General features: G+C 40.7%; 10 protein-coding genes. 2 read left to right on the plus strand and 8 right to left on the minus strand.

Annotation, left to right across the window (positions count from 1 at the left end; translation table 11 throughout):
- Window position 1: 1 nt before the first annotated feature.
- The 7 genes from addA to MKX55_RS13415 form a co-directional block, all read right to left on the minus strand.
- Window positions 2-3,718, minus strand: a complete 3,717-nt coding sequence (gene addA / locus MKX55_RS13385; protein WP_339233200.1) for a helicase-exonuclease AddAB subunit AddA — start codon at window positions 3,716-3,718, stop codon at window positions 2-4.
- Window positions 3,711-7,208 (minus strand): helicase-exonuclease AddAB subunit AddB, encoded by a 3,498-nt coding sequence (addB, locus tag MKX55_RS13390; protein ID WP_339233201.1) that lies wholly within the window; start codon window positions 7,206-7,208, stop codon window positions 3,711-3,713. Before addB ends, addA begins: the two co-directional genes overlap by 8 nt.
- Before the next feature lie 788 nt (window positions 7,209-7,996).
- Window positions 7,997-8,545 carry a signal peptidase I gene (gene lepB, locus MKX55_RS13395; RefSeq protein ID WP_339177738.1) on the minus strand — a complete coding sequence of 183 codons (549 nt, stop codon included), beginning with the start codon at window positions 8,543-8,545 and terminating at the stop codon, window positions 7,997-7,999.
- A gap of 155 nt (window positions 8,546-8,700) precedes the next feature.
- The gene (locus MKX55_RS13400) at window positions 8,701-9,339 is read right to left on the minus strand and encodes a TVP38/TMEM64 family protein (RefSeq protein WP_289585459.1); all 639 of its coding nucleotides are present in this window, start codon (window positions 9,337-9,339) and stop codon (window positions 8,701-8,703) included.
- Between the two features lie 380 nt (window positions 9,340-9,719).
- Window positions 9,720-10,184, minus strand: a complete 465-nt coding sequence (locus MKX55_RS13405) for a competence protein ComK (protein WP_042534605.1) — start codon at window positions 10,182-10,184, stop codon at window positions 9,720-9,722.
- Window positions 10,185-10,413: 229 nt separating this feature from the next.
- Window positions 10,414-11,409, minus strand: a complete 996-nt coding sequence (locus tag MKX55_RS13410; RefSeq protein WP_339177742.1) for a lipoate--protein ligase — start codon at window positions 11,407-11,409, stop codon at window positions 10,414-10,416.
- 136 nt (window positions 11,410-11,545) lie between these two features.
- Window positions 11,546-12,274, minus strand: coding sequence for an MBL fold metallo-hydrolase (locus MKX55_RS13415; protein ID WP_339233202.1), 729 nt, complete (start codon window positions 12,272-12,274; stop codon window positions 11,546-11,548).
- A 114-nt stretch (window positions 12,275-12,388) separates the two neighbouring features.
- Between MKX55_RS13415 and yhfH the strand changes: the two genes are divergently transcribed.
- Both yhfH and pepF read left to right on the plus strand, forming a co-directional pair.
- On the plus strand, window positions 12,389-12,520 hold the full coding sequence (yhfH, locus tag MKX55_RS13420; protein WP_084612985.1) for a protein YhfH: 132 nt from the start codon (window positions 12,389-12,391) through the stop codon (window positions 12,518-12,520).
- A 268-nt stretch (window positions 12,521-12,788) separates the two neighbouring features.
- Window positions 12,789-14,609 (plus strand): oligoendopeptidase F, encoded by a 1,821-nt coding sequence (gene pepF / locus MKX55_RS13425; RefSeq protein WP_339233203.1) that lies wholly within the window; start codon window positions 12,789-12,791, stop codon window positions 14,607-14,609.
- 269 nt (window positions 14,610-14,878) lie between these two features.
- Here the strand turns inward: pepF and MKX55_RS13430 are convergent, their stop codons facing one another.
- A complete protein-coding gene (locus MKX55_RS13430) occupies window positions 14,879-15,448 on the minus strand; it encodes a GNAT family protein (RefSeq protein WP_339233205.1) in 570 nt (189 codons plus the stop codon).
- Window positions 15,449-15,497 lie beyond the last annotated feature (49 nt).

Below are 15,497 nucleotides of genomic sequence, written 5' to 3' on the forward strand. Positions count from 1 at the left end.
GCTACTCCCCTTTGATAAGCAGTCCTTTTGAAAAGAAATAGAGATAGGTTTCCTCCACAGGCTGCTTCCAGATTTCTTCTATAGCGTATCGATAAAGCTCAAGCTGGGTCTTATATCGTTTTTTCAATTTTTCTTCCAATTTCTCTGACATTTCTTCTGTAATCCGGTCTGTTTTATAATCAAGAATAATCCAGCCGTTTTCTGAAGGGATAATACAGTCAATAACTCCCTGGATCAACACTTTTTCTGAGGAGGCCCCCTGCCAGTCAGCATATACCTTTTCGGCCGGCAGCATTAAACTGAATGGCACTTCCTTATACAACTTTTTCTTATCAAAAATCTTTTGTGCAATAGCGGATTCTAAAAATGCGATAATATCCGAAGCGGATACACTTTCTGCTTCTGCAGCTGTCATTTTCTCCTCCTGCACCAGTTTTTCAATAAATTCCTCTACTTCTTCATTTGCAAGCATGCCTTTTAGAGGAAGATGCTGCATCACGGTATGAAGTGCGGTCCCTTTTTCGGCCGGTGTTAATTTCTTTTCCGCTTGCATAAATCTTGGTCTTTTCGTAATTGGAGCCTTCGTCGCTGCGGGAAGCATTTTTTCATCACTATACGTATCCTTTTGCTCCTGCTGACGTTTCAACTCGGTTACAGATTGCTTCGCACGTGAATGAGCAGCTTCCTGATAGGGATACTGATAAGAAAGACGGTGATCCACCCAAGCATCTAACGCTTTATCTTTCTGTTCAATCGGATCCCAATTTCTGATATGCGTTTTTAAAGCATCCTGTTTCTCCTGTACCCGGTTTTCAAAGGCAATAATATCCTGACGCGGATAAATGTTTGCCTCCCACTTGGACGCATCCTGCGTAATCGCAGACAAAACCTGATTACCTATCTCCTCTTCCCGCAGGACTTCTCCCTGCGGATGACGGATAAGCGCAGGGCCAATCCAATCCAGATAAGTCTTTGCTCCAACCCGGAAATAAGCCGGCAGCACCCAGTCTGGATGGTGCGCAATCCAGGACCATGCTGCTTTCCGCTTCTCCGCCGAATCCACTGTCCCCACCATAAACAGCTTCTCTTCCGCACGTGTCAGGGCAACATACAATAGACGAATTTCTTCAGATAATTGTTCTCTCCTGATTTTTTCCCGCATCGCATGATAAAACAACGTAGAATATTGAATTCGTTTCTCGGGATCAATAAATTTACTGGCAAAGCCCAAATCCTTATGAAGCAGATACTTTTGATTTAAATCCATCATATTAAATGATTTGCCAATGCCGCCGAGGATAACGACCGGGAATTCCAGTCCTTTACTTTTATGAATCGTCATTATCCGGACAACATCTTCCTGCTCACTGAGTGCACGGGCAGCACCTAAGTCCTTTTGCTCTTCTTCCATTCTTTCAATGAATCGCAAGAAGCGGTATAAACCGCGAAAGGACGTTTCTTCATAGCTTCTTGCCCGATCATACAGCGCCCGTAAATTTGCCTGACGCTGCTTTCCTCCAGGGATACCGCCGACAAAATCATAGTAGCCGGTTTCCCGGTAAATCTGCCAAATCAATTCCGAGAGCGCTCCCTGCTGGGCAGATAACCTTAAATTATCCAGCAGCTCCTGGAATTCCTTTAACTGTTCTGTTACACTGTTATCTTCTTTTGCCATGTATGCTAAGAGGGCATCATAAAAATTACCGTGACGATCAGCTAAACGGATAGCCGCTAAATCATTTTCCTGCAGCCCGACGATAGGCGACCGCAGTACAGCAGCCAGCGGAATATCCTGACGCGGATTATCGACAGTCTTTAATAAACTGATCATGACTCTGATTTCAATCGCTTCAAAATAGCCGGAGGTCAGTTCAGCATAGACAGGTATACCTTGTTTTTTCAGCTCGTCCATAATTACCGGGGCCCATGTCATTGAACGCATTAAAATAACGATATCCCGATACATCAAATTACGGTGCTGCCCTTTTCCTTTATCCACCACCTGCATCGGTGTTCCATTCTCTCCGGTGCCAATCCATTCCTGTATTTTTTTAGCATAGGCGCGAGCTTCAATTTGCGCCTTTTCTAAATCTTCCTCTGTTTCTTCTCCTCCATCGGATTTCTGTCCCTGCGGAGAATCAATCAGCAGCAATTCCGGATTGGAGTCGAATGGAAATTCATCGTACATGCGGTTACCATAAATCAATTCAGCATCCTCGTCATAGGCAATATCCCCGACCGATTCATCAAACAGCTGACGGAATAAATAGTTTGCACCAATCAACACTTCTCCGCGGCTCCGGAAATTCCGGTTGAGATCAATTCGTTCTGCCGGATCATCGTTTGCGGCAAATTGTTTATACTTTTCGATAAACAAGGAAGGCTCTGCATGACGAAACCCATAGATACTTTGCTTCACATCGCCAACCATAAACATGTTCCCATTATCTTCCGGGTTGCGGACTAACTGCAGTATACTTTCCTGCACCAGGTTCGTATCCTGATATTCATCAACGAGTACCTCTTTAAACTGCTTTTGCAGCTGGAAAGCAATCGAAGAAGCCTGCCTGCTGTTATCCTCTGGATTTGTCTCTGTTAAAATGTCCAGACAATAATGCTCCAAATCATTAAAATCAACGATAGCCTGCTCTTTTTTTCGATTTTGAAACTTATCCATATAGTCTTCTACCATCAAGGTCATTTGTTTCAAAACTGGCGCCATTTCCTGCATATCCTGAATATGAGCAGGCAAGCTGCGGACAAACCATTTTTCCTTCATCTTGTCCCATCTGTCCTTGACTTTTTTCCGGAAATCCTTCACTTGTTCCCGTTTCTCTGGATTATCGTCTGCTTTTTTTCTGGATAAAGCAGCAAACTTTGCATCTTGGACAAATTGGTGTAATGCCTCCCAATGCGTTATTTTTTCCATCGCTGTATCCAGTATCGCTGTATCCTTTTCCAAGGCATCCAGATAATGATACGGTCCATCCGGCTCTCTTGCCACAGCAATAGCTAATGCATTCTCCTGCTTCATTGCTTCTAATTGACCCGCTATTTCTTCCTTCACCTCCTGAATCCAGGGGATGGTCTCTTCCGTCCAATTCTCCTCTATTTCATAATTAGCCGTCAGCTGGTGCAGCCATGCTTTGGGTGATGGATGCTGGACTGCAAAATTTGCCGTCCGTAAAATTAACTCTTCCACATCTCTGTCACTTCGGTCATTAGAAAAGCGGTTCACCACTTCAAAGAACGTTTCCTGCTCCGTATTCGAATCATCATACCAGCCTTCCAGCAGCTCATCCAGAACCTCTCGTTTGATCATATCCATCTCTACCTCATCGGCAATCCGGAAAGAAGGATCCAGTTCGATCATAAAGGCATTTTTTCGTACAATATCTAAACAAAAAGAGTGCAATGTCGAAATAGAAGCTCTCTGTAATAAGGACAGCTGCTTTTTTAAATGAAGTGATCCAGGCTTTTCAGCCAGTGCCTTTTCTAACGCTGCTCCAACTCTCGCCCGCATTTCCTGAGCTGCAGCGTTTGTAAAGGTAACGACGAGTAATTCATCGATGTTGATTGCGTCTTCTTCCTTTAGTAGTTTCTGAATGATACGTTCTACAAGAACAGCTGTTTTTCCGGAACCAGCTGCTGCGGCTACGAGGATATCCGTACCGCTTTGATAAATTGCCCGTTCCTGTTCCTGTGTCCATTTAACCACGGATTTCCCCTCCTTTTAGCCGTTCAATCACTTCTTTTTCTTTCATATTTGCTATTTTTCTATAATTATTTCCTTCTAACGCAGGATCAAACTGACAAACTGCATGAAAAGGACAATACGTACATGCTTCGGTCTCTTTTTTCAGAAACGGATTAATTTCTACTCCGCCTGAAGTCATATCCAGTCCCGCCTGCTTCAGTAATCCATGGATATGATTTTTCAATTGTTCAAATGTATCTTCATCGGCAATTTTCGAATTGCTGTTGAATGTACCATCTTTTTTCAGTCCGGCAGGAATAATATGACTGTTTCCCGATTCTAATGACTCGTCCATCATTCTGGCGATTTCCTCATCGGATACAAGGAGCCCTCTCATTTTATAAGACTTAAAGATTTGCTCCTCGATATCGCTGTCTAATTTCTCTTTATCCATATTAATCATTGGATTATGCACATGGAAATAAAGGACACCCGCAGGACTCGCCTGCTGACCGAGCCATTTTTCGGAATGAGTCAGTACAACATCTAAATACGTCAGCATTTGCAGGGCAAGACCATAGTAAACTTCCAATAAATCCAACGCACGGGAGCTTGATTTATAGTCGATAATCCGTAAATATAAATCCTGATGGAGCTGTGCTTTATCCACCCGGTCAATTCTTCCGCGCAGCAGCAGCTCATACCCATTTTCAAGCGGCAAAATAAGCGGCGGCAACGGGCTGTCCTTCTCTCCAAAGCTGAGTTCAAGACCAATTGGACTGAAATCTGTCTGTCTCGCCTGCTCACTTAATATAAATGCTGCCCTGGCAATAATCTCCTCCAGCTTTTGCTGAATAAATGTGTAACGGTTCGAGCTGTGCAAGATTTGATGCTGCAGTACAGGAGATAATTTCTGAATCGCCCGGTGTGCATAATTTGCCGATGTCTCCCTGTTAAGCTGCTTAAAGTCTGTTTTTTCATTTTGAACCCACTCTGTAATAAGGCGTAATGCTTCGTGGAATAATTGTCCGATATCCGGAGCATCCAATTTATATGTTTCTCTTTCCTTCAAATTCAAGCTGTAACGGGCAAAATGCTGGTACGAACATCTGTAATAAGATTCCAGACGGCTGACACTTGCCTTAATTTGGTTTGGATAAAGTTCTTCCGCTGTTTCCTTTTTTAAATGCTCCGGCTGGTTTTTATAAAATAAGCCTTGTAATATGCGATAGGTCATACGGTATTTCGGCTGATTTTTTACATACCAGTTATAAACAGCAAACCAGGCATTATCAATCTCATAACCGCGCTGCAATCTTGCAAATTGCGTCGTCAGAGCTGCTCTTGTTTTCGTTTCGGTCGTAATAAATCGCGTTGTATCCGCAGTATCCTCCACATCTTGAAATAATACATGCTCCTGCGTTGCCGGAAACAGGCCTTCTATTCTATGAACAACCTGAGAAGGGACCTTCGCTTTTCCTTCCTCATCACTAATTGGATAACTGATCATCAGCTTATCCTTTGCCACGGTTAGAGATAAGTAGATATAAAACCAATCATCCAGCAGCTGCCGTTTTCCATTATCCGCAAGCTTTAAGCCATTTTGCTCCAGCAAATCTCTTTCTTCATCGTCAATCATGCCATCGATTGTCGGCTTCATTGGCCATATTCCTTCATTCACACCAAGTAAAAACGCACAGCGGACATCAGACATTCTTGACCTGTCAATCGTTCCCACTAACACATGATCCATGGTCGGGGGCACATGTGAAAATTCCAAAGCTTCTGCACCGGCATTGATGGAAGCATTGAAAGTAGTCATATCCATTTCTTCGTCGCCAGCTATTTCTACCATTTCATCCATTAATTGGAGCACTGCATCCCAGACCTGCTGCTGCTCCCTTCCTCTTTCAGGTTTACCCTGTTCATCAAAGGACGCACGCATTTCTTCCAGCTTTTCGGGTACACCAAGCGATTCCAGCCAAATAAAAATAGCTTCACAGCGATCTTTTACACTTTCTGCTGCACGAAAGCTTTCATCAAAAGGACGGAGTGCATGCGTTATTTGGTTGCGATAACGATTGATTTTGTCTTGCATCTCCCTTTCCGTGTTTGTCTGCGCAGCCTGATCAAAGCCGCGGAAACGTTGATATTTCCAAGGTTTATTATCTAACCACTGCTTCCGGTAACGAATACCATACTCTATCGTATAGTTCTCTAATTGATCAATGGCATCACTGGTTAAAGGAAACTCCTCATCACTGGCAGGGATAAAGCCGGTTTTTAAAACCCGGAAAATGGCATCGGATCGCCATCCATTTTCAATTGCCTCCAGCATCGAACGAATCAGTTCAATCAATGGATGATGCAGCATAGAACGCTTCTGATCAATAAAAACGGGAATATCGTAATCGCCAAAAATCGTTTCTATCAAATCATCATAAACATCCGGCTGTCTTACTAAAATGGAAATATCCCGATAGCGGTACTCCTCGTCTCTGACAAGGGAAAGAATTTCTCCGGCAACACCCTCTACTTCTGCACGCGGATGCACTGCTTCAGCTATTTGAATCGGAGACTCTCCTTTGTATTCCGGTAAAGGCCGCACATCAAAATTCTGTTCTAAGTGAGCAAAGTAGGCACGTTCTTTAAACTGATCCTTTGCCGGGTCTAAATAAACGGCCTGTTCCAGCGAAATGCCGTTCTCTTCCGCTGCAGCTGTTAATTGGTGGTAGGTTTGATTCGTCTGGTAGAAGATATCCAGCTCCTCCAGATTCTCTGTACCTGCCGGATCTAATGTCAAGCCAATATGAACCTGTGCACATTTCTTCATTAATTCCGTGATTACCGACAGCTCCTGCGGCGTAAAGCGGTGAAAGCCGTCAATATAAATATGCGCTCCTTCCAGCGTGCTCGCCTGCGGGATTTTTTCCATTAATATCTGCAATCTGTCTTCATTATCCATATACATATGCTGCAGCTGGTTAAGGAGCTGTTCATAAATGTAAATAAAATCATCCAGTTTTCGGACTAACCCCGTTTCCGAGGGGGATTGATGAACAAATTTATTGAATTGCTCCTGCTGCATCCGGAGTGCATCAGGTGTAATTTCATATCGCTTAAATTCTTGAATAACAGATTCTAACTGATCCAAAAATCCTTGTTTTTTGATTGCTTTTTGAAAAGCCATCCAATCTCCGCTTTTTTCAGCAATAATTTTCCGAAGCATCATTTGGGTTCCAACCGAACTGATAAAAGGCTTTAATCCGCCCCCTGTTTCTTGTAAAATCCGCCATGCAAGCCGTGAAAAGCTGGCAACCTGCGCCCGGATACTCCCATTTAAATGCTCCCGGCTGAATAAAGCTGTTTCTAATTGAAAGGTCATTTGATCCGGTACAATATAAAAAATAGCCGGACCAATCGGTTCCTTTTGCAGACGATGTTCAATATCCTTCATCATCCACTCGCTTTTATCTGTACCGGACCTGCCTAAAATAAATCGCACAGTCAATCTGATACACACTCCTTTTTTAGTGGTATATGTATGGATTACGGATAACCTTCTGCAAATTTCCCGCAGAAGGCAGTTTCGTTGTTGTTTGTTTCACATTATATCGTACTTGCCTCAAAACAAAAGCTTCTATCCTTATTTTATCAAAGATAGAAGCTCGTTCCTAATAAAAGTAATTTATCGCAGTGTAACTGGCTGAGACTGGGACGGCGATTACCAATGTTGACAGGTTAACGCGACCCGCTGCGGAAAAACACTACGCTTTCCATGGGCTTGCGCTCAGCCTCCTCGAAAAAAAAGAAGTTCACTTTTTTTCTGCGGGGTCTTCACACTGCGCTTTCCCATAGGAGTCTACGTGTTTTTCCTCCGCTAGATAGTTTTATTGCTATCTGTTTTAAATTTAAGAAAATTAATTAACCTGACTGACAACATTGCTACGATTGCTAGCCCCACCGAAGGGCTTTTGTAAGACTCCTACTTCCAGAAATGACGAATACATGTTATTGCTAAGTGGGAGATCCAACAGCCAGTAACGGTCCAATTCGTTCCGGCCTACAGGATGTAGGTCACAAAAGTGTTGCGACAACGCTTTTTGATGGGATGAGTAATCGCAGCCCCAGGACGTCGCGAACTTAACCTTTGTTCCTTTAGTCCTTCAGTGGGGGACGGAGCACCCCCACTGAAGGAAGTTTCACTTTATTTTCATCTGTTTCATGCCTGCACTAAAATGGTGAATGCTAGGATTGTTCATACATCTTACACGAACATATACCTGCTTTCCATCCGTCTTAGCGCGGCTGCTTAAATAACTGTGTTATTGGCCAATACGTCACATCCACCTTGCCGACTATTTCCTCTACAGAGACGAAACCGATTGATCTGCTGTCTAGGCTGTCTCTGCGGTTATCTCCTAATACAAACAGTTCACCTTCCGGCACCGTTTGTTCTCCAGTCACTTGCAAAAGTGTAAAGTCTTCTGTCAAAGGTGTCGCTTCCGTCTTTTCTTTTTCTTCCTGCAGAAAATCCTCAGGGATATACTCGCCATTTACATATAATTGGTCATCCTTGTATTCTACTTTTTCTCCCGGAAGCCCGACAACTCGTTTTACATAATCATTTTCTTCCGAGGCATGAAATACAATCACATCGAAACGGTAAATATCTGAAATATCACTTGTAAACGTATTAACCATCATTAAATTTCCGTCATAGAGTGTGGGTTCCATGGATTTTCCGTTAACCACATAGTTTTCGAATAAAAGTGTCCGGATAAGTAAAAACACAGCGATTAACAAAACAGCGACAATAGAAACTCTTACATAGTTATATTTTTTCACTGTTATTCTTCCTTCGCTTTAGTTTAATTATTAATATCATACCCCAAAGCAAAGAAATTTAACCTTTTATCCGCGGACAGACAGTGTTTAATTTTAAAAAATATATGAACGTTTTTTTATTCATTTTGTTATACTAGCTGATTTGACTTCTGTTATTATACTTGATGCTTGTCCGCTTTTTTTTGAAGTCTTTTCTCTAAATACTTGCCGAATACCCAAAAAATGATAATACCTATTCCCACTAGAATGGTCCGCACCGGATTTTGTGCAAATTCCATAATACTGGAGCCAATATAAGAAATAGAAAAAATCATCACGGTCTTCCCTAACAGCACCGCTAATAAAAATGGGTAGAAACTGATTTTTGACAGCCCGGCCACCACATTAATAACAGATGATGGAGAAAATGGGAAACATAATAATAAAAACAAAGGCCCAAAGCCATGCCGTTCTACCCAATTCGTAATCCTGGACACCTGCTTGTTATGGCGTATCCGTTTTAAGAGTCTTGTATTTCCTAAGCGCCGGATAACAAGGAACACTAGAACAGCACCTAAGCTGGCACCAAGCCAAGAATAGAGAAAACCCTCAAACAAGCCGTAAGCAGCAGCATTTCCAAGTACAAATACAATAAGCGGCAAAAATGGTAAAAAAGCTTCAAAAAAAGGAAGTGCAATACCAGGCAACGGACCGAGTCCTTCATATTGCTCCAACAGCTGGCGGATAAATTCCTCCCAGCCCTCTTCTTTTAGAAATGTCTGCCAATTTGAAAATGTAATATTCATTACGTACATACGGTCAGTCTCCCTCAAAATTCCAACAATCTTATTGATGATTATATGCTACTGCAGTTTTTTTGAAAAGTATAAACTTCTCTGTCCAATGAAACTCAATCTATCACCAGGGTACCCTATTATAATTATATTTATTATCATCATGGATGGAGGCAGAGAAGGTTTTATAATCATATTCTTAAGCAATAACATTATTTTATGCAGAGGCCTGTCAAAAAACCGGCTTTTATTCCAGGTAGCTTTATATTATTATGTCTGAAGTTGGCTGAGGTGATTTTGAGAGGAGACTGAGGAAAAGCAGAAAAACGAAGATGAAGTAACAACTCTTCTAATCATTTATTATCTCTTGATCCCATTTGAAATCCTGTACTGCAGGGTTACTAAAATGCACTTCCCCGCTCATCCATAAGATAGCGTATATGAGCGGTACGCTGTATTTGATTAATAACGATGCCGTGGGAAATATCCAATGTGATGCTTCGTCCATTTTTAAATAAAATTTCCGTTGATTTACTATCTATTCTTTTAACATCTTCAATATGGGTATGTGATATCCAGGAACAGCTCTCATGGGATGGAGATTTTGTGGGAAAGAAATACATTTTATTTCTTGGATCAATCGGTATTGGAGTTTTATGTGTAATGTGGGATATACTTTTGATGCCATTTTGCCGGCCTTTTAAATCAGATCCAAAATATGCGCATGCGTATTCAATCACTTTAGTCGGCCTGCCTTTTAATACATACTCTACTTCATCTTCTAAAATACGGGTGATATTTTTCCCATTTTCGTCCTTATCCGACAATATTGCCATCGTATAAGGGGTTATTTCTCTCATTTGCATTTTATTTTTCCTCCTTATTCCCTAGTGATATGGATGAGTTAAAAGTATTATAGCACCAAACTGAGGAAAAAGAAATAATTATTTTAAAAATTTTGCATTATTTTTAAAAACAAAGAAAATTCATGCGTTAAATTCTGGAATTAATACCGACAAAAAACTTCATTCTGCGCAGAGCTCTTAACGCTTCAGAATGAAGTTTTATTAAATGATTCGTATTCTGCTAGAAATTTTAGTAAAGCAATTCTAGAAATTCTTCTTTAGAAATTCTGCCAAGATAATGGGAGACATCAACCTGATCTACAGCTTCTTTGACAGCGTCGCGGTTATGGCGGACACCGGTCAGTGCATCTTCTAATACTTTTACATCACCCAAGCCAAAGAAATCGCCAAAGATGGTACAATTTTCAATGATGCCTTTCTTCACATCTAAACGAACATCAACAAGCCCACCCGGGAATTTTTTAGACTCCTGATAGTTAAATGAAGGTGATTTTCCATAGTTCCATTCCCATTGCTGATAACGTTTTTCGGAAATCTCATGAATTTTTGCCCAGTCTTCATCGGTTAATACATATTGTGGCACATCGTTAACGTCTTCCACATCAAAAATATAGCGTAAAATCAATTCCTTAAATTCATCCATAGATATTGGGTTATCCAGATATTCAGCGATATTTGCCACGCGGCTGCGAATAGATTTAATTCCTTTTGATTCAATTTTAATCTTTTTCACCTTTAATGCTTTGGTTAACTCTTCTAATTGGGAATCCAGCATTAACGTTCCATGGCTGAACATACGGCCGCGGGTAGAGAACATCGCATTGCCAGATATTTTTCTCCCCTCTACAGCTAAATCATTTCTTCCTTGCAATTCAACCGGCACACCGATGTTATTCAAAGCATCGACAACTGGCTGTGTAAATTTAGCGAAATTCTGAAAGCTGTTGCCATCATCCTTCGTAATAAAGCTGAAATTTAAATTTTGTTCATCATGGTAAACTGCGCCGCCGCCGGAAAGACGTCGAACAACCTTAATTCCTTGTTCATCCACATAATCGGTATTAATCTCTTCAATTGTATTTTGATTTCGTCCAATAATAATAGAAGGACTGTTTACATAAAATAAGAGGTATGTATCTTTCTCACCAAAATTTTCAAGAATATATTCTTCAATAGCCAGATTAATTTGAGGGTCTGTGATTCCTTTATTATCAATAAATTTCAACTTACTATTCCTCCCTTTATTTTCACTAGTTTTATTCTAACGTATAAATTATTGCAAATCAAAACTTCTACCTGCAAGCAGGCGTTTAAAAAGCATTACAAGAACTCGCAGCAGCTTAGGGAACAACTCTTATAAGTTATTCCCAGACATATCCCTCCTCCGCTAACATAATCGGGCCTGTATAAATTTTTTCTGCTTCCTCCTTCAACTGTTCTAGTACACCAAACTGAGGCAGGTGGCTAAGCACTAATTCCCTCACATTTGCAGCCTTCGCAATGCCGGCAGCTTCCTCACTATTCATGTGTCCGGCTGCTGTTCCATCCTGTCCTTTAAAATAATTACAATCTGTTATAAGTACATCCGCATCTTTTGCGAATGGAATCCACGCTTCTGTGTAGCTGCTGTCTGCAGTATATACAATCGTCTTTTTTCCGTCCGTAATACGCATACCAAAGCATGGAACCGGATGTGCTGTCCTTAGAAATGTAATGGAAAAAGGACCTATTTTCAATTCTTCCTCCGGGTTATAAGCAACCCCTTCTGTATACTGATGGGACAGGGATGAGAAGCCATCTTCATCTTCTGTATGTCCATATACTTTTAGTTTCTTTTCATTATTATGCACATAATAATCAATCAGTTTTGCATATTGGAGTACACCAATATCTGCTACATGATCATGGTGATAATGAGATAAAATCACTGCATCCAGTTCAGGTACAGATGTGAATTTCTGCAGCTTGGACAGGGCCCCGCTTCCTAGATCCAGCACCAATTTATAATCATCTTTTTCTAACAAATAGCTTGAAGTAGCGCCATCTTTATTGGGATAGCCGCCCCAAAAGCCGATAATAGTTAATTTCATCTTAAAAACAGCTCCTTAAAAAATATTTAAAAATTGTAGCAATACAGTGTTGACATCAATATTCTGTTATAGTACAATACTTTTAAATCATTTAAAACATTAGGAGGAATCGAAATGACTGGAATTATCGAATTTTTTAAAAATCTGCCAAAGAAGAAATGTGCAAAATGTGGAAATGCAATGGTAAATGAAAAGGCAGATTGTTATGGCAACATTTGTGACGATTGTGATTATCCAGGGCGTTAATAGATTTTACCAGTAAAACCAATAGCAAGGCATTACTGTTATTCTCGCTCTGTTTAATATGAAGAATTCCCATAAGTTATATCCTTCTCCTGAATAGCCTGTACTCGGCTATTCTTTTTTTTTTGCACATTTATTGCTTCTGTGATAAAATGCTATAATTTTCCCCTTCTGTGTACTATAATTAATTAGGTAATCGAATTAATGGCTAACATATTGCTGTATCTATATTTTCTTTGATAGACAGTAATATTTCAAGCATTTGGGAGGAATGACGATGACAGAAGAAAGCAGAAGATATCGGAAAGATGTTCCTGTTGAACAGACATGGGATTTAACAGATCTTTTTCCAGACAAAGAAAGCTGGGAAAAAGCATTGAAGGACATTGTTGAAGAAGCTGACCAAATTACCGCTTTCAAAGGAAAGCTTTCTGAAAATGCAAACACTTTATTACATGCTATTAATACTGCAGAAGCTTACCAGCAGAAGGTTATTCATGTTGCCGTTTATGCAGATTTATTAGTAAGTGCAGACGGGAGCGATCCGGCTAATCAGGGAGCTGCTGCAAAGAGCGGAGCTGCTCTTGCTGCAATCCGTTCCAAGATTTCCTTCTTTGAAACAGAGCTTCTTAGCCTGACTTCATCTGAAATCGAGCAGTTTATAAAGGATGAGCCTGAGCTTGAAACATATCGGAAATATTTGTTTGATATTTTAGAGCAGAAGGAGCATATCCTTTCACCTGAATTAGAGGAAGCCTTATCTGCCCTCGGCGAAGTTTTAGAAGCTCCACACAATATCTTTTCACGAAGTAAACAGTCCGATATGCAGTTCAAAAGTGTAACAGACAGCCAGGGAAAAACACAGCCAATGAGTGAACCGTTATACGAAGAAAGCTACGAATATTCAGAGGATACCGCACTGAGAAGAAACGCCTACGAATCCTTTATAGAAACATTGGAACAATATAAAAATACGTTTGCTGCTACCTATCAGACAGAGATTACAAAACAGGTACAGCTTTCCAAGTTAAGAAAATATGATTCTGTTACGGATATGCTTTTAGCACCACAGCAGGTAACCACGGAAATGTATCATAATCAATTAGATGTTATCCAGGAAAAATTAGCTCCGCACATGCAGAAATACGCGAAATTACTAAAAGAAAAGCTCGGGCTGGAAGAATTGCGATTCAGTGATTTAAAAGCGCCGCTGGACCCTGCGTTTAATCCGAGTACATCCTATGAAGAGGCTTCCGAGACCATTTTAAACGCACTCGATATGATGGGGCCGGAATATATCGAAGGAATGAAAAAAGCATTATCGGACCGCTGGGTAGACCGTGCTGAAAATGTTGGTAAAGCAAGCGGCGCATTCTGTTCGAGCCCATATGGAGCACATCCATATATTCTGGTAACCTGGGCTGATAAAATGCGCAACGCCTTTATTCTTGCACATGAATTAGGGCATGCCGGCCACTTCTATTTAGCCGGTAAAAACCAGACACTTTTTAATACACGTCCATCAACTTATTTTATTGAAGCACCGTCTACATTAAATGAGCTGCTGCTCGCTGATCATTTAATGCGCGCAAACAAAGATAATCCGCGGATGAAACGCTGGGTAATCACTCAATTATTGGGAACCTATTATCATAACTTTATTACACATCTATTAGAAGGTGCATTCCAGCGTAAGGTTTATGATTTGGCTGAAAAAGGTATTCCGTTAACAGCTGATGTTTTATGCAGAGAGAAGCATCAAGTATTAGAATCCTTCTGGGGAGACACCGTCACTTTTGATGATGGTGCCGGCTTAACCTGGATGCGTCAGCAGCATTACTATATGGGTCTGTATCCATATACCTACTCTGCCGGTTTAACCGTTTCAACAACAATGGCTAAGCGGATTCGTGAGGAAGGACAGCCTGCTGTGGCTGACTGGTTAAACGTCTTAAAATCAGGCGGTACCAAGCGTCCGCTTGACTTAATTAACGATGCAGGCATTGATATGTCCAATCCAAAAAATATCGAAATTGCGGTGGATTATGTCGGTTCATTAATTGATGAATTAATCGTAAGCTATTCGGAGTAATTTTTTTAAGCTTTAATGCTTTCATTAACCTGACAACATTGGTAATCACAATCCCAACTCCGCCAAAAAGCCAGACGGGTACTATGCCAGTCTGGCTTTTTGGTATTTTTTAAAAAACCAAGAATATTGCTTGGGCTTTAAAACATCCGTGTTCTCGCCGAAGAGATGTCCGCTACGACGGTTTTATTACTATCTGTATCAAAATTAATATAATTTATTAATCTGACAACATTGGTAACCGCAGTCCCATCTTTAAGAAAAGCTGCGCCTCACCTGTCCCACTCAGCTCGCAATATCCCATATACTTCCCGGTCATGAATTGTATCCCCTATCATTTCATCTGCCCGTATGGTTCCTTCAAGTTTAAATCCCAGTCTTTCGGGGACCGCTGCACTTTTTTTATTACTTACGGCGGTTTTAATTTCTACTTTATTTAATCCCAATTCGTGAAATGCATAATTCACCATTGCAGCACAGGTATGTGTCATGATTCCTTTATTTGTATATGGTTCTCCCAGCCAGTATCCAATTTCCGTTTTCTTTACTTTCCAATCAAAATATAAGAAACCGATGGAACCGGCTAATTCTTCCTTATACCATATCCCGGCCCAAAAGCCCTCTTTATTTACGAAACGAAATAAGGACCTTTTAATAAAACTTTTGGAATCCTCCATCTGATTGGTTACAGATGGAAAGGATAACCAGTTGCTTAAAAAATTTTTGTTGTCGCTGACTAAATAAAATAAGTTTTCTGCATCGTTTTCTTCCAGCAACGAAATCATGATCTCTTGATTGATTTGATTATATAGCAGCTGCTCCCCCTCCTCTTTCTCTTTCATTCGCATTTATTCTTACGTAGTTTCATGATAAACGAATGCTTTTTTTTAA

Source organism: Oceanobacillus sp. FSL W7-1281 (genome assembly GCF_037969835.1).
GTDB lineage: Bacteria > Bacillota > Bacilli > Bacillales > Amphibacillaceae > Oceanobacillus > Oceanobacillus oncorhynchi.